Here is a 20,135-nt window from a genome sequence, read left to right on the forward strand (position 1 = left end):
AAAGCGTTCAGCCAGATCAAATGGGCTGAACGTTTTTTTGTTTTCGCTGTTCGATCACCAGTACAATGCTGATGACAACAAGTAAAAACCATGAACTGATTTTACCAAGATGGACGAGAGACCAAGCATGCTGCTGATTTGGATATTGCCATGCTCCTAAAAAGGTCGTGACATTTTCGGCCACCCAAATAAAAAAGCCAATCAGTAAAAACGAGATAACAAGCGGCATGCGAAAGGTCGATGAACCGACCTGAAAGGACACGGTTGTTTTTCGAAACACAACCACTAGGAGTAAGGTCAGCCACCAGCGTAGATCATAAATCCAGTGATGAGTAAAGAAATTGAGATAAATACATAAACTGATCCCCACTGAAAGAAACGGGTGAGGCCACGCATTCACCTTCACGCGAAGCCGAGTCAGTGCCTGATAAATATAGCTTGCCACACTGGCATACATAAAGCCGCTGTAGAGCGGAACCCCAAAAATTTTCGTATAAGCTTCTTCAGGATAGGACCATGAACCCATATGTACTTTGTAGATTTCTAAGCCTATTCCAATCACATGAAAGAGACAAATAATCTTCAACTCTGTCAGTGTCTCAAGCCGCAGCATCAGCATGAGGAGCTGTGCGATAAGGCAAAGCAGAAGAATAACATCATATCGAGGAAGAAAAGGAATAGACACGATCTTTGATAGGGCAAGCGCTGTAAAGATCATGACGGGGAATAGACATGAAATAGCCTGTAAATAAGCAAAATGAAATAATGTTTTCATACAAAATGTAACCCCTTTTTACTGTCTGAAATAACTTAGACGGAAATAGCAAGGGAAAAGTTTACCTCGACTAGATATTCATGAACAATTTGTGAATATATATGTGAAAAGGATCACAAATGATATTTACATAGTATAATAAGATCATAAAGAAAATGTGAAATATTTCACATAATTTAAAAGGAGGCATCATCATGTTTACAAAATTCTTACAAACGAATGTATGGGCAGCGGTTATCCTTTTGGCAGCAAGACTTTATATCGGATGGACTTGGCTGACATCTGGTATTGGAAAACTAACAGGCGGATTCGATGCATCAGGATATTTGCAATTTGCCATAGCTGAACCTGTTGTGAAAGATGGACATCTTGTTTATCCGTTCTATGTTTGGTTTTTAGAAAATGTCGCGTTGCCAAATGCCGGACTCTTCAGTGTCATGGTCATGTGGGGAGAAATCTTAGTTGGTCTAGGATTAATTGTTGGATTGTTCACAACAACGGCAGCCTTTTTTGGAAGCGTGATGAATGTCTCTTTCTTACTAGCTGGAACCGTCTCTGTTAACCCGCTTCTTCTTCTGATCGCCGTCTTTATCATAGCAGCGAAAGGAAATGCCGGAAAATTTGGTCTTGATTATGTAGCAGGTCCAATCCTTAAGCGAAAACTGAAAAGAAAGCCGCATTTAGAAGTGGCATCATAATAAAGAAAAGCATCCTGAGAAAACTCAGGATGCTTTTTATTTAAGAACCGGCTTTGATGAGGTTAATATGCACCACAGTCAGCTCGTGCTGACTGATATCTGGATCATGTCCGACGATAAATTCGAGCTCATAATCACCGGTCTGATAAACGTATTTTTTCTCTTTTGTTTGCGGGATGGTGCTGACTGAATCTGCTGAACCAAGCTGTTTCTTTAATAGGGAAGGAGTCATTCCTCCGATATTCGTTTCTTTTTCTACATTTGTTCCAAAATAACGGATTTCGTTAATCTTGCCTTTTTTGTCATAGTGAAAAGCAAATCCTGGGTTCCCCATCTCAGCATGATACAAATCAAAGCCGCTTTGACCGGTTTCTGGATAAGGCTGTCCTAGTTTATGCCGAACGTCTTTTTTTGTTTGAACCCCTATTTTGAGTCCTTCTGCATAGTATGGCATTTGTCCTTGATGTGCGAGCTGATAAATGCTGTTTAGCGCTGCTTTCGGCCCTTGAGGAATGGACTGTTCTGTCTCCGTTTTGGTCATGGTGTGTGCTGAAATCGCCGGGCTAAAACCGAATAAGGTGGAAGAAGCGAGTGAAGCGGTCACGACAAAAGCTGCTGTTTTTTTCATGATTAATCAATCCCTCCTTCTTCAACTATACCCGGTGCCATGTGGATCAAACGTAAAAAGCCCCAGCTGATCTTGGATCGGCTGGGGCCTTAAATGAGAAAGTTATTTGGAAGACGAGCTGGATTCATCTTTGGCGGAAGAGGAATCTTTTTCATCCTGTACTTTCTTTGTGTAGTCATAATCATTGCGTTCAATTGGTGTAAAGCCTTTAGGTTTGTAGAAACGGAGTAAATCTTCCGTGACAATCTTATCAGATGTCTCTAGCATCTTTTTCACCGTTTCGTTTTCTTGTGATGCCTTTTCAGTCGGCTCGATTTTTTCACCTGTTTTGTTGCTGTAATAGTTGTTGCCTACTTTCGTGTAGTCCTTAGACACGAAGTCTCCATTTCTAAATGGCACAAGCTCTTTAAAGTTCTTCGATAAGATATCAGAACCAGACATTAAATAGTTCTTCGTATCATCTCCGAGCAGGTGGAGAAGGGTAGGCGCAACATCCACTTCACCAGAGTATTTATGAATCTGTCCGCCTTTTACGCCTGGCACATGGATAAAGAGCGGCACACGCATAAGCTGGGCATTTTCATAGTCTCCAATTTTTTCGCCAGTCACTTTTTCCATCGCTTCATTATGGTTTTCTGAAATGCCGTAGTGGTCACCGTACATAATGACGACGGTATTGTCATAGAGACCAGATGTCTTCAAGTCATTAAAGAACTGTTCAATGGCTTCATCTAAATAATGAGCAGATTGGAAGTAGTTATCAACGACGGAGTCTCCAAAGTCGCCAGGTTCAAAATCAGTATCACCTTCATCCATACCAAATGGGAAGTGGTTTGACAGCGTAATGAATTTTGAATAAAACGGCTGTTTCAGATTTTCAAGCATTGGCATGGATTCTTTGAAGAACGGTTTGTCTTTCAATCCATAGTTCTTCGTATCTTGTTCATTCATATCGTAGTACTCAGAATCGTAAAATCTGTCATATCCAAAGGACTTAAACATTTCATTTCGGTTCCAGAACGTTTTTGTATTCCCGTGGAATTCTGCGGACGTGTATTGGTCCTTTTTCAAAATGCCAGGAAGCGCCTGATATGTGTTTTGAGCTTTGTTAATAAACACAGAGCCTTGTGATAATGGGAAAAGCCCCGTATCCATCATAAATTCCGCATCAGATGTCTTTCCTTGTCCTGTTTGATGGAAGAAGTTATCAAAATAAAACGTTTTGTTGTCATGGGCTAATGAATTTAGGAAAGGAGTGACCTCTTTTCCATTCACCTTGTAATCAATGACAAAGTTTTGCAGTGATTCAAGAGAAATCGTAATGACGTTCATGCCTTTCGCTTTTCCGTAATAAGCCGGGTTAGGATCAGCGCTGTTCGCCTTTAGATAATTCTCTACATCTGTTACGTCACTTGAATTTGCCAGGGCACGCTGGCTGTTTGATTTCACATTTTGAATGGCATCAAACACCGTAAAATTATAAGCACCCAAGTATTTGACTAAATAATTGCGGTCGAACGATCTTGATAAAAGCTCTGGGCGATCAATTTCTGCTGCGATTAAGTTGACAACAAAGATCAGAACAGAGGACACAAGAACGAGTCTAAACGATTTTGTTTTTTGAACAGGTACAGTCGCTGTACTTGTTTGCTGCTGTCTTTTCATGCGGACTGCGAGTACGATCAAGATGATGGTATCGAGAAAATAAAACATATCAGTCCAACGCATGAGTGAAAATGCACTATCACCTAATTGTCCGCCATTCGTTCCTGCCTGCATCACTGTAGGCAGCGTGATAAAGTCATTGAAGAATCGATAGTACACGATGTTTGCGTAAAGTAAAAAAGACATGAAAAAGTGAATCACAATGATAGCGGCAGGCTGCCATTTTTTCTTGAACAATAAAGCAAAGCCAAGAAAGAACAAGCTGGAGCTAATAGGATTCACAAAAAGCAAAATATGCTGAAGCACATTTGATATACCAAGTTTAAATTCGATTAAATAAGCTGTATACGTCTTGAGCCATAACAAGATGGCTGCAATTACAAAGAAGCCGAGGCCCCTTTTTTGAATAAATGTTTTCATTTAAACACTCCTTTTCTCCGTTAAACGGAAGAGGCGGAACGAAAGAAAACGAACCATTAGAATATACCATGAAATGCACAAATAGAAAAGTCATAACCGGTGAGCCGGTAAAGCAGCCTGTCCGCGCTAAAAATGGGAAGACATCGGAAATGTTCGATCTTCGAAAAACTTTTTATGAAATTCATCCTATTATTGACAGAAAATTCTGGTATTTTCCTGTTGCTATATCAATAAAACAGGTAAAAAGACACAAGTCTAAAGAATTAATTTGATTCCTACAATGGTGCTTTTAGGTGAATTTCCAGTGTTTATTAATGTTTATGCAGGTTAAGTAAAAAAAATGAGGGAATGAATGGATGAAATCACTGGATAATAATTCCTTCATGAAAATATATTGATATATTTTATTGCTTCATAAACATAAAGGTTTTGATGTGCAGTGTAAGGGTTTTATTCGTTTTGACGAGCGAACAAATTATCTAAATATACTTAAGCGAACAGTTCGACACTATAAACTTTTGAAACGGGGTCGATATAGACAGTGACAGGAAATCTTCCATTGAAAGGATTGATAGTATATGACTGTACGAGCACAGAACCTCGTTCAGAACTGGTTTCCGAGTGAGGACGGAAATGCAGAAGAGCGGAAAGAACTCATTAAATTAATGGAACAGATCATTTCAGGGGTCGATGACCTGAAGGATCCGAACCGTGCTCACCTAAAAGGTGAAAAGAATCGTGAGGAGGACTTTTACAAAAAGCTCACTGAAACAAGTCAAATTCCGATGAACGGACAACAAGCGGAACTTGTGAATGAAGAATTACTGAAGCTTTTACATAATCATCCATACCACACGAAGTATTTCTTCACGAACATTTTGCCAATGGCAAGTACACCAGGAATTCTAGGCATGCTGACGGCTATGCTGGTTAACGGAAACAACCTATGGGATGTGTATGGACCAGCAGGCGCAGAAGCTGAGGTCAGAGTGGTCTCAATGATGTCTAAGCTCATCGGATATGATCCAAATGTGAGCGGGGGCTACACAACATGGGGAGGTCAAGGGGCTATTTTCTCGGGGCTTCGTTTAGCAATTTCGAAAGTTGCACCGGAGTCATTACGAAAAGGTGTCCCGCAAAATCTTTATGCGTTTTGTTCTGATGCAGCACATTACAGCTTATTTAAGTCAATGGAAGCAACAGGGCTTGGCACAGACAACTTAATCAGAATTAAGACGAATAAAGATCATTCGATGGATATGGAAGATTTGCGTTGTCAAATGGAACGTGTTGCCCAAAATGGCGGAATTCCCGTTTATATTGTGGCAACAACCGGAACAACAGATGCCATTGCAATTGATGATGTAAAAGGGGTACGTGAAACGGCAGAAGCCATTGCTGAGGAGTATGGTCTCAAGGTGCCGCATATTCATGCGGATTCGGCGCTTGGTGGATTCTTTGCTTTCTTTAATGAGTATGATGTATCTGAAAACCCGCTGCAATTCTCAGATGGTGTTCTTCGTATGCTAAAAGAAATCAAAGCGAAATTCCAGCATCTTTCTCTTGCTGACACGATGTGCTTTGACTTTCAAAAGCTCGGCCAAACGCCGTACACATCTAGTTTATTCTTAGTGAAAAACGCAGCAGACCTAAAGCGTTTAGATCTGGAAGAACAAGAGACACCATACGTTGGACATAGAGGCTACGGCGAATACCATACGGGTTATACACTGGAATGCTCAAGAATGGGAAGCTCCATCAGCATGCTAAGTGTGCTGCTAACGTTTGGAATTGAAGGATACCAGCGCTTGCTCGGTCAATTTTTAGAGGTGAACCTTGCATTTAGAGAAGCACTTCGTCAGGAAATTCCACAAGCAGAAGTCGTCAATGATGACAATGTCGGAATGGCTACATTGTTTAGAATTTACCTAGACGGCTCTCCTCGTTTTAAGGAAGAAGTGTCTGGAGAAGCAACTGCTATGGAAATTGAGCGCAACAATGATTTGAACAAAATCCTCTTTGAAAAGCTTGGAGAGAAAAGAGACGAAATGTTCTTTGGCGATACAACGAAGTTTTTACAAGTCAATGCCAAAGAAGGTCAAGAATTCTATCTAAGTGTGAGTAAATTTTTTGTGATTTCACCTTATACGTTACCGGAGCATATCCCTCATATCGTATCTTATTTAAAAGATGTGATTGCATCTGTTTGTGGACAATTTGAAAGTGTAGAGGCTTAAATTAAAATTGAGAGTGGAGATGTAGAAAAAAATGGCGAAACAAAGGAAGTTTGGAGGACTTACGATATCCTCCAAAATCATGTCAGTCGTTGTCGTAACATTACTCGCAACCGTTGCATTATTCGTTCTAACATTTTATTTAGTTAGCCAGGATTTATCTTCCCAATTATTAAAGCAATTTGATTATCGATTAACAACAGATATTGATACAGCGAAAAAAGAAATCGATAATATGGATGGAAATGTCCTTAGCATTAGCGGGAAGGATGATCCTATTTATGTGGAGATCAAAAAGAAATTCACAGAACTGAAAGAAGATCATACGCTTGAGAACTTATACGTGTTATCAAATAAGGGCGGCAAAGAAAGAATCATCGTACTAACAGGGGAAGACAATGATTTTGATCAAGATTATGTCTTTTCAGATGAAATGAAACAAGCTCTTTCTGAAGATAAAATGGTCAAAAGCGACATTTACGTTGATTCGTATGGGACTCATAAATCCGTCTTTTTACCAATTAAAGATTCAGGCGGTGAACTCACGGGGATTTTAGGAATTGACTTAGATGCGTCTGTTGTTCCAGCAACAACGAAAAAGCTGACAATTTATATTACAGTAGCATCTGCGATTGTGCTCATCGGTGGATTACTCTTCTCATTCTTCATGGGAAGAAGAATTGCAAAACCAGCACGTTCATTAATGGAATCAGCAGATCGAATTGCAGATGGTGATTTAACTGGCATGGTAGAAGTTCAAAGTAAAGATGAGATCGGTCAATTAGCAGCTTCCTTCCAGAAAATGCAGGGACGGATCAAAGAGCTTATTGGAAAGATCTCAAACTCATCAAGTGAAGTGTCGAAAATGTCTTCACAGCTTCGCACAGTGACAACAGAATCTAGTCAAAGTGCACAACAAGTGTCAGAAGCGATGACGAATATGAGTGAAGGAATCAATGATTCAGTCGCAAACATTACAGACTGCACAACATCTGTTGCGGAAATCGATACTCAAATCGAAGGCGTGACAAAAGAAGTGGATGAAATGAAATCTGTTTCATCAGAAGTACAAGAGCAGTCAGAATCTGGTCAAAAATTGGTGCAGCATGTGCTTGAACATCTCAACATGTTACACGACATGATGACAAGCTCAAAGCAGGCGGCAGAAGAATTGCAATCACATTCAACAGAAATTGAAAGTGTCATCTCCATTATTACGGACATTTCAGCGCAAACGAATCTGCTTGCACTGAATGCTTCTATTGAAGCCGCCCGTGTAGGAGAAGAAGGAAAAGGATTTGCTGTTGTGGCGGATGAAGTCCGTAAGTTAGCTGAACAGTCAGCTGATGCAGCTAAAACGGTCTCAGACTTAGTCATTGGCACACAGGAAAATAGTCAGCGTGTCCTTGAAAGCGTGGAGGAAAGCAGTAAAGCAGTGGAAGAAGGCCGTGAGCAAATGAAAGGCACCTCGCAGAACTTCGCTGGTATTTATGATGGAGTGTCTCAATTTGCAAGCAGAACGAACAATTTGCTTCAATCTATTAAGCAGGTAGAACGCGCTTATCAAACAATTTCTACATCGATTGAACAAATTTCGGTCGTGTCAGAAGAACATGCGGCAAGCTCTCAAGAAGTAGCGGCAGCAACAGAACAACAAAGTGCTGGCATGCAGCAAATTTCAAGTGCGATTGAACAGCTCTCTGACATGTCAGAGGACTTGGCACAAATGGTATCTACTTTTAAAATCGACAAAAAATAACGAGAAAGCTGGCTCTTGTGAGAGAGTCAGCTTTTTTGCTATGCTTAACCAAAATATCAGACGATCTGAAAGGAGACGTGTCATGGATTTTGCGCAGAGATTGTCAGAAGAACGGATCAAAAAGGCGATGGACCATGGAGCTTTTGAAGGACTATCAGGCTTTGGGAAACCTCTGCCAAAGGATGATGCTGCTCATGTACCAGAAGAGCTGAGGATGGGCTATCGAATCATGAAAAATGCTGGCTTTGCCGGGGAAGAAACAGCTTTGAAAAAAGAACTAATGACGGTTAAAGAGTTACTGAAAACGAGTATAGATGGAGAAGAAAGAAAAAAACTCTCTCTCGTATGTGAGGAAAAACAAAAACGCCTTGATGAACTCACATCCAAGCGCCAAACGTTTGCTCGACCAGCCTCCTCCTTTTATAAGAATAGGGTCTACGAAAAACTAACGGAGCATAAAAAAAGATGATGACACGCTGCCTCTTTGAGCACATTGAGGGAGCTTTTTTTATGAAAGCGCTACATTTTCTTATTGACTACATGTATATACAAATATAAAATATGAAGTGAACATGTATATACAAGTTTTGATTCTTTTTTCTTATAAAAAAACGATCTCGGAGGGGATAGCATGGCTGATTATCAGGCAGCGGCAGATCAGATTGTGAAAGCCATTGGCGGCAAAGAAAACATTGATCAAGCCACACATTGTGTGACAAGACTTCGTTTTGTGCTAAAAGATGAAGGTAAGGTGGATGAGAAAGCACTAGAACAAATTGATGAAGTGAAGGGATCTTTCTCAGCGAATGGCCAATACCAAGTGGTCATTGGTCAAGGAGTGGTGAATCGGGTTTATGCCGAAATGGTCAAACAGACGGGAATCGGCGAAGCGACAAAAGAGGACGTCAAGCGTGCCTCTGATCAGAAATTAAATCCACTTCAGCGTGCGGTGAAAACGCTTGCAGATATCTTTATTCCAATCCTTCCAGCTATCGTGACAGCCGGTTTATTGATGGGGATTAATAATATTTTAACAGCTCCTGATATTTTCTTTGATCAAAAATCCATTGTGGATGTGTATCCGGCATGGGCGGATTTAGCAAATATGATCAACTTGATTGCAGGTACTGCCTTTACCTTTTTGCCAGCATTAATCGGCTGGTCGGCTGTCAAGCGGTTTGGAGGTAATCCGCTTTTAGGGATGGTCCTCGGACTGATGCTTGTACATCCAGATCTGTTGAATGCGTGGGGGTATGGAGCGGCGGAAAAGACAGGTGACATTCCTGTCTGGAATTTGTTTGGACTTGAAGTACAAAAGGTAGGTTACCAAGGGCAGGTTCTTCCGATACTTGTCGCCTCCTATTTACTCGCAAAGCTCGAATTATTTATAACAAAAAGGACACCTGAAAGTATTCAGCTGTTAGTTGTTGCACCAATTACATTACTACTCATTGGATTTTTATCATTTATCGTCATTGGTCCCGTTACATTTGCGATCGGAAACGTTTTAACATCTGGACTCGTCACAGTATTTCAGCAATTCGCAGCACTTGGCGGCCTTTTATATGGCGGATTATATGCAGCGTTAGTCATTACAGGCATGCACCATACGTTCCTAGCAGTCGATATTCAGCTGATTAACTCAAAACTGCACGGCACGTTCCTATGGCCAATGCTCGCCCTGTCTAATATTGCTCAAGGATCAGCGGCACTTGCGATGATGTTTGTCTTAAAAGATGAAAAGCAAAAAGGGCTCTCGCTGACATCAAGTATTTCTGCTTACTTGGGTATTACTGAACCGGCGATGTTTGGGGTGAACTTGCGCTATAGATTCCCGTTTATTTTTGCCCTGATCAGTTCGGGGATAGCTGGTATGTTTATTGCCTCACAAGGGGTACTGGCAAGTTCAGTCGGCGTTGGAGGCATTCCAGGAATCTTCTCGATCATTCCGAAATATTGGGGTGCATTTGCCATCGGAATGGTGATTGTGCTGATCGTCCCATTCATTGGTACCCTTTTATATGCAAAACTTAAGAAGAAGGATGTATCACAAGAACTTAACTAGTGGTGGTGAAGGAAATTGAATCAACAAACAAACGAACCGTGGTGGAAAAAAGCCGTGGTCTATCAAATCTATCCGAAGAGCTTTTTAGACACAACAGGCTCTGGTACAGGTGATATCAATGGTGTGACGAAAAAGCTCGACTATATCAAAGAGCTAGGGGCGGATTGTATTTGGCTGACCCCTATGTATGAGTCACCACAGCATGACAACGGTTATGATATTAGTGATTATACAAAAATCCATGACATGTACGGCACAATGGCCGATTTTGAGCACATGCTGAAAGAAGCACATGAACGAGGGATTCGTGTCATCATGGATCTAGCCGTGAACCATACGTCGATTTTCCATGAGTGGTTTCAAGCCTCCCGAGAGTCGAAGGAAAACCCGTATCGAGACTATTATATTTGGAAGGAGCCGAAAGCGGACGGCTCTCCTCCGAATGACTGGCAGTCAAAGTTTGGCGGGCCAGCGTGGGAATTAGATGAAGCGACAGGTGACTATTATCTTCATTTATATGATGTTACCCAGGCAGACCTCAATTGGGAACATGATGAAGTGCGCAGGAAAGTATATGACATCATGCACTTTTGGTTTGAAAAAGGGATCGATGGATTCAGACTGGATGTCATCAATAACATTTCAAAGGATCAACGCTTTTTAGATGATGCCGGGCAATCAGTGCAAGGTGACGGGCGTATGTACTATACAGATGGGCCGAGAATTCATGAATTCTTGCATGAAATGAACCAGGAAGTGTTTTCGAAATACGATAGCATGACCGTGGGGGAAATGTCTTCAACGAATATTGCAGACTGCATTCGGTATACAAGACCTGATCGGCAGGAGCTGGATATGACGTTTAATTTTCATCATTTAAAAGTTGACTATCCTAACGGTGAAAAGTGGGCCATTGCGCCATTTGATTTTCTAGAGTTGAAATCAATTCTGTCAGAATGGCAGACGAAAATGCATGAGGGCGGCGGCTGGAACGCACTCTTTTGGTGCAACCATGATCAGCCACGCATCGTGTCTAGATACGGTGATGATGGCACGTACCATCAGCAATCAGCGAAGATGCTGGCGACCACCATTCATTTGATGCAAGGCACTCCTTATATTTATCAAGGTGAAGAAATTGGGATGAAGAATCCTCGCTTTGAGGACATTTCGTCATACCGCGATATCGAATCACTTAATATGTACGAAGTCATGCTTGAAAAAGGGAAAACAAAGGAAGAAACTTTGGCGATTTTACAGGTCAAATCAAGAGATAACGCAAGGACACCTATGCAATGGACGTCGGAAAAAAATGTGGGGTTCTCAAAAGGTACGCCTTGGATTGAACCAGCTCAAAACGGCATTTCAGTAGAAGCTGCCTTAAAAGATGAGACGTCGATTTTTTATCATTATCAAGCCCTTTGTAGACTTCGCAAAGAACTTGATGTAATCACCTATGGGAGCTTTACTTTACTGCTTTCAGATGATCCAAAGGTGTTTGCGTATGTGCGAGAAGGCAAAGATGAGAAGATTCTCGTGATCAACCATTTTTATGCAGGCGAGACGGACTTTACACTACCAGATGAGCTTGCAAAGGATGTCAATGAAATGGAAGGGCAAGTCTTGCTGTCCAATTATGAGGATGTGCCGGCAGATATCAAGGGATTTACGTTGCGTCCATATGAGTCAATCGTTTATCATTTAACCAAACGCTAGTAAATGGGGCGGAAGGAAAATGAAAGAGAATAAGTTTCGAGTGATTTATGATCAGCTCGCTAGACGGATTGAACAAGGTGAATGGCAGGATAAAGGCATCCTCCCATCAGAACATGAGCTGTCTGTCATGTATGACACATCCCGTGAGACGGTGAGAAAGGCATTAAACATCCTTGTGCAAAATGGCTATATCCAAAAAATTCGTGGGAAAGGCTCAGTATTGCTGAATCGAGAGAAAATGCAGTTCCCAGTTTCGGGTCTTGTCAGCTTTAAAGAGCTTTCCCAAACGCTTGGGCGAAAGACGGTAACAACGGTTCATGAGTTCGGTTTAATCAAGCCAGATCAGTATATTCAGTCTCAGCTGAAAATCAGTGGGCAGGAGGACGTTTGGGAAGTCATTCGCTCTCGCAATATTAGCGGAGAAGAAGTCATTTTAGACAAAGATTACTTCTTGCAAAAACATGTGCAGGTCTTGTCTAAGGACATTTGTGAAGGATCGATCTACGAGTATATTGAAGGAGAACTCGGGGTCTCAATTAGTTACGCTCAAAAGGAATTTGTGGTCGAGCCATGTACTGAAGAAGATGAGAGGTATCTCGATTTGAACGGGTTTGATCATGTGGTGGTGGTGAAGAATTATGTGTTCTTGGAGGATACAAGTCTATTCCAATACACCGAAAGCCGCCACCGGCTAGATCGTTTCAGATTCGTGGATTTTGCTAGAAGAGAGAAATAGACAGGGCCGAGGCTCTGTCTATTTCAGGTTGTAGGGAAACAAGAGCAACATTCTAGGAGGACAAATGATCAGACTGAATAGACCATTAAAATTAAGAGATGTAGAAATTTTTAGCGTGATGAAAGATCACAGGATTTTATGTTATGTCATCATTGAAGACACGCGAAAACCGTTTACGGAAGAAGATAGAAAATTAGAGCCATTATGTTATATGGATGAAGAAGACATTCAAGCGATTTTGAATGTATTTCATATTTCAATTATCAGTGATGAAACATTAAATGAAGAAGATTTAACCCTTGTGAAATCGTACTTTGCTGAATTTGTGAATAACACGAACTTAACGAATTTCATTACGAGAGAATATGTTCAAAAGGATTTATATGCCGTTGATGATGAAGATGATATCACGTTCTTTAATAGAATGCTGCGTCATATAGGGTCAGATGATGTGAAAGAATTTGATGACCGTAATTGGATGTATTTATCCCAAGATTGATAGTGAGATGCAAAAAAGGACAGAGCTTCGGCTCTGTCCTTTTCTTTTAAGAAGACATCTTGATTCGTATATTGAAAGTCATTCAAGATACATAAAAATCCAATGATATCAAAAGATAATGTGGTTATCAGCGGAAGTCACCGATTTGGAAACCATTTTACCCAGTCTGATACTTATACCAGAAAATGAATTAATCTAGAACATGAAGACAGTATGCAAAAGAGTTTCTGCTATTAAATTAGTAGAAAAAAAGGTTGCTGGGTCTCGAATTCTGTATATTATTTTGTAATGAAATGATAATATATATATAGGATTTAGGGAGGATGTACTAATAGAAGAAAAATTTGAAAATTGAATAGGTGTATTCTATTTTATAAAAAAGTGCATTAAAAGAAGATCAAGAAATTGAAAGTAAGAACGAGGAAGTAGTGTCCCTCCTAAATATAAAAGAAAATAACATAATGAAAAATTTTGTGGAGAGTGAATGAATGTTTAAGGATGAAAAAACTTTCGATAGTGAAAAGAGTGTAAAGTATGTATTTAGAAAATCTTTCAAAGAAACAGATGCGCTTGTCATTGTCTTTTCTGCATTCCAAAAAATTGGTTCACCACCTAGCTATAACTATGTTCGAACGATAGAAGAGTTTGATTGCAATAAATTGTTCATACTAGATGATTTCGGGGCAAGGGCTTCTTATTATTTGTGTGAAAATAGGGACTTTTCGATTGAACGCTCGGTAATAAAATTGATCAGGAAAATCATCGAAGAAAATGACATAAAGACAGTCATATCTGCTGGATCTAGCAAAGGTGGATACGCTGCAATGTATTATGGAATAAAATACGAATTCGATTATATAATTTCTGCTTCTCCGCAATATTTACTAGGTGACTATTTACTAAAACAAACGAGAACGAACGAAGTTGTAAAATTTATGGCCGGGAATGACTTAGAGGGAGATCATATTTTTTTAAACACGATAATGAAAAATATGATAATCAAAACTCACAACAAGCCAAATATTTTAATACATTTAGGTAAAGGCGAAATGCATTATCAAAAACATGTACTGCCTTTAACGAAAGATCTAGATGATGCTGGATTACAATATAATCTCGACCTAGGAGATTATGATAAACATAGTGATGTAGCAAAGGCATTTCCACCAATATTAAAGGGGAAAATAAGGGAATATATAGGATACCCAAGTCTGGATATTGAGATTCAAAGGAACAATGTTGATGGTAGTTGTAAATTTATTGCAAAAACAGAGACTGATAATAAAGTTGCTTGGTATGTCTATCAAAACAATAAAAAGATAGATGCAAAAAACTATTCACTAGACAAATTTTATGATTTAAAGACAACAAATCATGGGGAATACAAAGTTAAGGCATTTGCACAAAATGAGAAAGGGCTAAAGGTATCTTTATTTTCCGAGCCAATCATTATTCAAATGGAACAAACTATTCAGTCGTAATTAGTTAAAGGAAGACAAAATCATTGCATGAAAAAAGACAGAGCCGAAGCTCTGTCCTTTTTCTATTAAGATGATACTTTGTTTCGTGTGCGCTTGCGCTGGTAGTAATAAAGGATACCGCCTGAGGCGAGCATGAGCAAGCCAATTAATACCGCTGTATACATCATCGTTGCCGTATTCGGCAGTGTGCCCCCTGGCATGCCGCTTCCATCCTGATTTGGATCCGAACCGCCTGGAGCAGAAGTTCCACCGTCTCCGCCAGTTTGGTCTGGAGCTGTTCCAGCAGCTTCACTTTGATTGAGTACGGTGTATTCACTAAAGTGCTCCGTTTTACCTGAGACAATCCCGTTTTCGAATGAACCGTTACTTGTTTTGGCATAGCGGTTTTTCTCACGATCGACATAATAGACACCTGGTTTCTTCGCTTTTTCAGGCGCGTCTAATGTAAAGAACAGTGTGACGGGATCTTTAAAGGTAGAGACATTTTTCTGATCTTGTTTGATTTGGAAATCGTATGTGTCGGTTAATGCGTTTTTCACTTTATTTGTTTTTGCCATTGATATATCTGTTTGTTGCTCTGACAAATTGGAGAGCGGTAATGCTAGACCGACTTTGTCATGATAGATGGTGACGTTTGGATCTTGCTCTCGTTTCTTCAGTTCAGCTATTTGCCCTTTTGATAGAGACAATTGAACCTTTTTCGCTTCGGTTGCTTTGTCTAAATAGAGCAATGCTTTGTTCGTATGCTGCACATACGTTTGGAATTTCTCATCATCTTGAATGTCATAGGCGCCTTTTCCTTTCAAGCGAGGAAGGAATACTTCTTTCACTCGATGGTCGATGACTGGAGAGATATGACCGTCTGCCTGTTCAATTTGTTCTTTGAAGATTTCATAGTCAACATAGCCTAAGTCTTCACCATGAGACGCTTCTGTAAAGACGCTGTAGCCATCACCGCCTGTGCCGACGAATGCGTTAGTCGCCACGCGGTATGTTTTCTGATCATCAATGTCAGTCAGATTGCCCTTTTGATCTTTCAATTTGACATCAATCAGTCTGCTGCCAGCTGGTTTACTCAGTGTAAACGTATATTCAATACCGGCTACATGAGGAAATGCGCCTCCGCCTTCTTCAATGCCTGAAAGACCTTGTTCAAGCGCTTTTTTAATTTGACTGCCTTTTAAATCTGCGACATATAGTGTGTTTCCAAAAGGCATCACCGTTAAAATATCCCCTAATGTGATATCTCCTTTTTCAATGCTGCCTCGAATACCGCCACCGTTTGTAATGGCAAGGTCAGCACCAGCAGATTCTTGTGCTTTCTTTAACATGCCATCTGCAATAAAGTTTCCAAGGTTCGTTTCCTTTGCACGGACGTGTTCACGCTGTCCATCTAAGAAGACATCTGACGTCCCGACTTTTTCGGTTTTTAAATCTTGGATATCTGCTTTGTACTGATCAAGAATCGCTTTTGCGTCCGCATCTTCTTTCACAGAGTCGTCGATCGTGATGAGGTCAAAAGTAGATTCTTTTGGCTGTACGACGCCTTTTTTGTCAAAGGCCACGTCTACTTTTCCTAAAAATTGTCCGTAGTCTTTTACTTGTGCAACAATCGTTGGTTCTTTTTTATTGATGACCTTTAATTTTTCAACAAGGGTGTGGGTATGACCACCAATGATGAGATCAATGCCATCTACTTTTTGAGCCAGCTCTAGATCACGGTTATAGCCAATATGTGTGAGCGCAATAATTTTATTGATTTTTTCTTCAGTTTGAATGGTTTTGACTGTTTCTTTTGCTTTTTTGTATGCATCTTGAAATTGAATGTTGGGACCACTGCTGGATGTAATGGCTGTGTCTTCAGTGGTTAGACCGAATACAGCGACCTTTTCACCATTTACATCAAGTAGAATGTAAGGGTAAATGCCAGCTTCTTTTTTCTCACCAGCTTTAAATGTTGCTGGTTTTTTCACTAAGTCGCTTAACTGTTTTTCCTTAGAGACATTCACGTTTGATGACACGATCGGGAAGTTCGGTTTTTCAAACTGATGACGGTTTTTAGCATCTACACTGGATGCGTCACCTGTCAGGAATTGACGAAGGACAGATGGACCTTTGTCAAATTCATGATTCCCAAACGTCATGGCATCGTATTTCATTAAGTTCATCAGTTTCAGATCGGCAAGTCCTTGCCATTTTGTGAAATAGAGATCACCAGAGAAGACATCTCCAGCGTCTAATAAAATATTGTTTTCGCTTTGGGCGCGAACTTCTTTGATCTTGGTTGCGCGTCTTGCTGCATCATCCAGATGGGCATGTGTATCGTTTGTATGCATCACCGTTAAATGCCAATTGTCTGTTGCAGGTGGTTCTGTTGTACCATCATCTTTAAACGCTAGCTTGTACACGCCAAGTCCGTCTGTGCTGGCATTCCGAATAAAGTCGACGCTGCTTGATTTCTCTGCGAACGGTTTTGCTAAAAGAGAAGATTCAAAAGTGACGGTTGCGCCTTTTACTGGTGCAATGGACCAGTTTTGATCTGCGCTTGGGTTAATGGTTTTTTGTTCAATAATATAATCCATCAGCACTTGGCGGTTCTCATCTGCTGAGGCAAGCACGACTTTATCTTGTGTGAGGTGCGGGAAGCCTCCGCCGCCAGATGCACGGTAGTTGTTTGTCACGACTAAAAATTCTTGATTGTCAGAAACGGGTTTTCCATTGTAAGACAAGTTTTTGATGCGGTTCGCACTAGCGTTAACAAGTGTGCCCGTTGTGCTGTATTTAGCAGGCTGTGTGACATCTACTTGGTACGTCACACCATCAATCACATCAAAATTATATGAGCGGTATTCTTCGTTTAAAATAGGCTGTTCATTTGAAGTATTTGGTTTGATTTGGTTAAACTGACCTGCAGACATTTCAAGCCAGTCTTTTACTTCACTGCCTTTTAGTTTTACAATCTGTACGGTGTTATCGTAAAGATAGAGATCGCCGATGTTTTTAATCGCTAAATCACCTTTTGCGATATTTGTATAATAGTTCACACCGTTGCGTCCGCCGGCTTTAAATGGCGCACCCGCAGAGAGAATCGGCAAGTTTTTGTACGAAGTATCTTTCATTTTTTCTTGTGCATACCATTTCTGGGCATCTGTCACGATTTGAATAGAAGGGTCATCCATCACTTGAGCGAAAAAGCTGTTAATGTCTGCTTCTGTTTTTCCAACTGGCTTTCTGACGTAATCTAGGGTGTTTTGGTGAGTTGTTTGAATGGCATTTTTCACTGTACTGTTTTGAGATGTCACCCCGGCAACGGATTCGATTTTGCCTGTTCCATCTGTGACTTTCCAGTTGCTGCCGTCTGGTTCTAGCGTTAAATCAATGACCCCGAGGTAGCTTCCCCAGTTTTTTGACATGACGACAGGAATGCCATTAATGGTTCCCTTTGCGACATCAAATTTGTCAACGCCGCTATATTCAGCGCTTGGGAATGTGCCATGCTGGTGGCCAGACACAATCGCATCAATGCCTTTTGTTTTCGTGGCAAGGTCAAAGATCATATTTTCTGATCCTTTAGGTGAAGCTGTTTTTTCAATTCCTGTATGAGCAAGAGCGACGATGACATCTGCGCCTTTTGCTTTCATTTCTGGAATGGTTTCATTGGCAGACTCCACAATATCTTGCACTTGAACTTGTCCATCTAAATGTTTCTTATCCCACGTCATAATTTGTGGTGGTACGAATCCTATGTAACCGACTTTCACAGTTTGGGAGGCTCCGTTTGCATCTTTAAAGGTTTTATCCTGAATGACATAAGGAGTAAATCGGTGTTCTCCGTTTAACTTTTTGACGTTCGCATTGACAATCGGGAAGTTGGCGCCCGCAATGGTACCGTCAAGAAAAGATAAACCGTAGTTAAATTCATGATTGCCGAGTGTACCTGCATCATATTTTAATTTGTTGAGTGTATGAATAATGGGGTGAACCTTTGTTTGATTGATGATGCTGTCTTTTTCATTTTTATAAACGTATTCTCCAAGAGGGGTTCCTTGAATCAGGTCTCCGTTATCAACAAGGAGTGTATTGGGATTTTGTGAACGGTGCTTGTCAATCAGCTCGGCTGTTTTTGCCAAACCGAATTCATTTGTTTCTTTGTCGCTGTAGTAATCGTAATTCATCATGTTCGCATGAACATCCGTTGTGGCTAAGATACTGACCTTTACGGCGCTGCCGCTTTCTGTTTCTGCATGAGTAGGTACTGCTGGGAGAATGAGACTAATCAACATAATGGAAGTGAGCAGAATAGACAGGTTTTTCCTTCGTTTAGACCTATGTGCTTGCTTCTTCACCTGATCTCCGCCTTTCTAATTTTTTTGACCACAATACCTATTGTAGAAATGTTTCGTTAACTTTTGTAGTTATTTTTTGCAGATTATTGTAAAGATAACATAAATCATACGAATTACCTTGTTAAGGGAATGTGAATGAGTCTAAATGCTTATTTTTATGAAAGGGGGTTTTCTCATAGGGATAGGATGTTTGATTTCAATTGGTGGGGGTATAGTGTGTAGTGTAAACGATAATCAAGCAGGAGGGTTTCTACATGGGTAAGAAAATTGCAGTTGTCTTAACAGATTACTTTGAGGATGTTGAATTCACCGAGCCTGCAAAAGCCTTTAAAGACGCAGGCCATGAGATCACAGTAATTGAAAACGAAAAAGGAAAAACAGTGAAAGGAAAGCAAGGAGAGGCAGAAGTAAGAGTCGATGCGTCTATCGATAACGTGAAACCAGAAGACTTCGATGCACTTCTGATTCCTGGCGGCTTCTCACCAGACATTCTGCGTGCGGATGATCGCTACGTGCAATTCACAAAAGCCTTTATGGACGAGAAAAAACCAGTATTTGCGATCTGTCATGGACCGCAATTGCTTATTACAGCGAAGACGCTGGAAGGAAGAGGCGCGACCGGTTATACATCCATTCAAGTAGATATGGAAAACGCAGGCGCCAAATTCAAAGATGAAGAAGTCGTCGTTTGTCAGGATCAGCTTGTCACAAGCCGTACACCTGATGACATTCCAGCATTTAACCGTGAATCATTAAAACTGCTCGCAAAATAAGTAGTTTTGACAGGATAAACAAAGCCAGCACCTTGCGAGGTGCTGGCTTTTTCTGTGCATGGATGTAAGAAAGCGGCGTCAACCGCAATTCAGTATCAGGTGCACAATTATTTTCTTAAGCTTTTCAGCTCGCTTGCAATGGCTTGCATTTCACTTGGGCTGAATGAAGATTTTTTCATCACCATTTGGTGAAGAAATTCAATATCTTCATACTTATCTGGACTGAAGTCTTCGGCTTTGATGACTCCAATATTCAGCATATTGAGCTTTTGCGAAATGTCTTCAATCAGCTGATTGACTTCAGCCGCTTTTTGCTGTGACAAGGGCGGCACGTCCTTTC

General features: G+C 40.6%; 15 protein-coding genes. 10 read left to right on the forward strand and 5 right to left on the reverse strand.

What is annotated here, in order from left to right:
• Positions 1-16: 16 nt before the first annotated feature.
• Entirely contained in the window at positions 17-775 is a 759-nt protein-coding gene (locus NST73_RS03845; RefSeq protein WP_058336533.1) for a DUF817 domain-containing protein, read from the reverse strand.
• Between the two features lie 194 nt (positions 776-969).
• On the opposite strand from NST73_RS03845, the gene NST73_RS03850 reads away from it, so the two are divergent.
• Positions 970-1,473: a DoxX family protein gene (locus NST73_RS03850; RefSeq protein WP_058336532.1), complete on the forward strand. Its 504-nt coding sequence runs from the start codon at positions 970-972 to the stop codon at positions 1,471-1,473.
• Positions 1,474-1,513: 40 nt separating this feature from the next.
• Here NST73_RS03850 and NST73_RS03855 read toward each other — a convergent pair whose 3' ends face one another.
• Complete coding sequence (locus tag NST73_RS03855) at positions 1,514-2,101, reverse strand: YjgB family protein (RefSeq protein WP_058336531.1); 588 nt, start codon at positions 2,099-2,101, stop codon at positions 1,514-1,516.
• A gap of 102 nt (positions 2,102-2,203) precedes the next feature.
• Complete coding sequence (locus NST73_RS03860) at positions 2,204-4,186, reverse strand: LTA synthase family protein (RefSeq protein WP_008341764.1); 1,983 nt, start codon at positions 4,184-4,186, stop codon at positions 2,204-2,206.
• 578 nt (positions 4,187-4,764) lie between these two features.
• Between NST73_RS03860 and NST73_RS03865 the strand changes: the two genes are divergently transcribed.
• The 8 genes from NST73_RS03865 to NST73_RS03900 all read left to right on the forward strand — a co-directional run bounded on the left by NST73_RS03865 (position 4,765) and on the right by NST73_RS03900 (position 14,676).
• Complete coding sequence (locus NST73_RS03865; RefSeq protein WP_008341763.1) at positions 4,765-6,423, forward strand: pyridoxal-dependent decarboxylase; 1,659 nt, start codon at positions 4,765-4,767, stop codon at positions 6,421-6,423.
• Between the two features lie 31 nt (positions 6,424-6,454).
• Positions 6,455-8,179 carry a methyl-accepting chemotaxis protein gene (locus tag NST73_RS03870; protein WP_024720238.1) on the forward strand — a complete coding sequence of 575 codons (1,725 nt, stop codon included), beginning with the start codon at positions 6,455-6,457 and terminating at the stop codon, positions 8,177-8,179.
• Positions 8,180-8,261: 82 nt separating this feature from the next.
• Complete coding sequence (locus NST73_RS03875) at positions 8,262-8,648, forward strand: DUF1992 domain-containing protein (RefSeq protein WP_035391356.1); 387 nt, start codon at positions 8,262-8,264, stop codon at positions 8,646-8,648.
• Positions 8,649-8,810: 162 nt separating this feature from the next.
• Positions 8,811-10,244: a PTS system trehalose-specific EIIBC component gene (gene treP, locus NST73_RS03880; RefSeq protein WP_017358785.1), complete on the forward strand. Its 1,434-nt coding sequence runs from the start codon at positions 8,811-8,813 to the stop codon at positions 10,242-10,244.
• A gap of 15 nt (positions 10,245-10,259) precedes the next feature.
• A complete protein-coding gene (gene treC, locus NST73_RS03885; RefSeq protein ID WP_342499402.1) occupies positions 10,260-11,960 on the forward strand; it encodes an alpha,alpha-phosphotrehalase in 1,701 nt (566 codons plus the stop codon).
• Positions 11,961-11,979: 19 nt separating this feature from the next.
• Positions 11,980-12,696 (forward strand): trehalose operon repressor, encoded by a 717-nt coding sequence (gene treR / locus NST73_RS03890; protein WP_007496585.1) that lies wholly within the window; start codon positions 11,980-11,982, stop codon positions 12,694-12,696.
• 64 nt (positions 12,697-12,760) lie between these two features.
• Positions 12,761-13,195 (forward strand): terpene synthase, encoded by a 435-nt coding sequence (locus NST73_RS03895; protein ID WP_342499403.1) that lies wholly within the window; start codon positions 12,761-12,763, stop codon positions 13,193-13,195.
• A gap of 488 nt (positions 13,196-13,683) precedes the next feature.
• The gene (locus tag NST73_RS03900) at positions 13,684-14,676 is read left to right on the forward strand and encodes a Two component regulator three Y domain-containing protein (RefSeq protein WP_144680247.1); all 993 of its coding nucleotides are present in this window, start codon (positions 13,684-13,686) and stop codon (positions 14,674-14,676) included.
• Between the two features lie 65 nt (positions 14,677-14,741).
• Here NST73_RS03900 and NST73_RS03905 read toward each other — a convergent pair whose 3' ends face one another.
• On the reverse strand, positions 14,742-19,022 hold the full coding sequence (locus NST73_RS03905) for a multifunctional 2',3'-cyclic-nucleotide 2'-phosphodiesterase/3'-nucleotidase/5'-nucleotidase (RefSeq protein ID WP_144680245.1): 4,281 nt from the start codon (positions 19,020-19,022) through the stop codon (positions 14,742-14,744).
• Positions 19,023-19,276: 254 nt separating this feature from the next.
• Between NST73_RS03905 and NST73_RS03910 the strand changes: the two genes are divergently transcribed.
• Positions 19,277-19,795 (forward strand): type 1 glutamine amidotransferase domain-containing protein, encoded by a 519-nt coding sequence (locus NST73_RS03910; protein WP_007496591.1) that lies wholly within the window; start codon positions 19,277-19,279, stop codon positions 19,793-19,795.
• 107 nt (positions 19,796-19,902) lie between these two features.
• On the opposite strand, the gene NST73_RS03915 is transcribed toward NST73_RS03910, so the two are convergent.
• Complete coding sequence (locus NST73_RS03915) at positions 19,903-20,118, reverse strand: DUF1128 domain-containing protein (protein ID WP_008341757.1); 216 nt, start codon at positions 20,116-20,118, stop codon at positions 19,903-19,905.
• Between the last annotated feature and the right edge of the window lie 17 nt (positions 20,119-20,135).

The sequence above is a fragment of the Bacillus sp. FSL W7-1034 genome, assembly GCF_038593365.1.
GTDB lineage: Bacteria > Bacillota > Bacilli > Bacillales > Bacillaceae > Bacillus > Bacillus altitudinis.

Bases quoted from the DNA above. Each gene is read 5' to 3' on its own strand.
- NST73_RS03845 (WP_058336533.1), bottom strand. From the start codon at position 775: ATGAAAACATTATTTCATTTTGCTTATTTACAGGCTATTTCATGTCTA.
- NST73_RS03850 (WP_058336532.1), top strand. From the start codon at position 970: ATGTTTACAAAATTCTTACAAACGAATGTATGGGCAGCGGTTATCCTT.
- NST73_RS03855 (WP_058336531.1), bottom strand. From the start codon at position 2,101: ATGAAAAAAACAGCAGCTTTTGTCGTGACCGCTTCACTCGCTTCTTCC.
- NST73_RS03860 (WP_008341764.1), bottom strand. From the start codon at position 4,186: ATGAAAACATTTATTCAAAAAAGGGGCCTCGGCTTCTTTGTAATTGCA.
- NST73_RS03865 (WP_008341763.1), top strand. From the start codon at position 4,765: ATGACTGTACGAGCACAGAACCTCGTTCAGAACTGGTTTCCGAGTGAG.
- NST73_RS03870 (WP_024720238.1), top strand. From the start codon at position 6,455: ATGGCGAAACAAAGGAAGTTTGGAGGACTTACGATATCCTCCAAAATC.
- NST73_RS03875 (WP_035391356.1), top strand. From the start codon at position 8,262: ATGGATTTTGCGCAGAGATTGTCAGAAGAACGGATCAAAAAGGCGATG.
- treP (WP_017358785.1), top strand. From the start codon at position 8,811: ATGGCTGATTATCAGGCAGCGGCAGATCAGATTGTGAAAGCCATTGGC.
- treR (WP_007496585.1), top strand. From the start codon at position 11,980: ATGAAAGAGAATAAGTTTCGAGTGATTTATGATCAGCTCGCTAGACGG.
- NST73_RS03895 (WP_342499403.1), top strand. From the start codon at position 12,761: ATGATCAGACTGAATAGACCATTAAAATTAAGAGATGTAGAAATTTTT.
- NST73_RS03900 (WP_144680247.1), top strand. From the start codon at position 13,684: ATGTTTAAGGATGAAAAAACTTTCGATAGTGAAAAGAGTGTAAAGTAT.
- NST73_RS03910 (WP_007496591.1), top strand. From the start codon at position 19,277: ATGGGTAAGAAAATTGCAGTTGTCTTAACAGATTACTTTGAGGATGTT.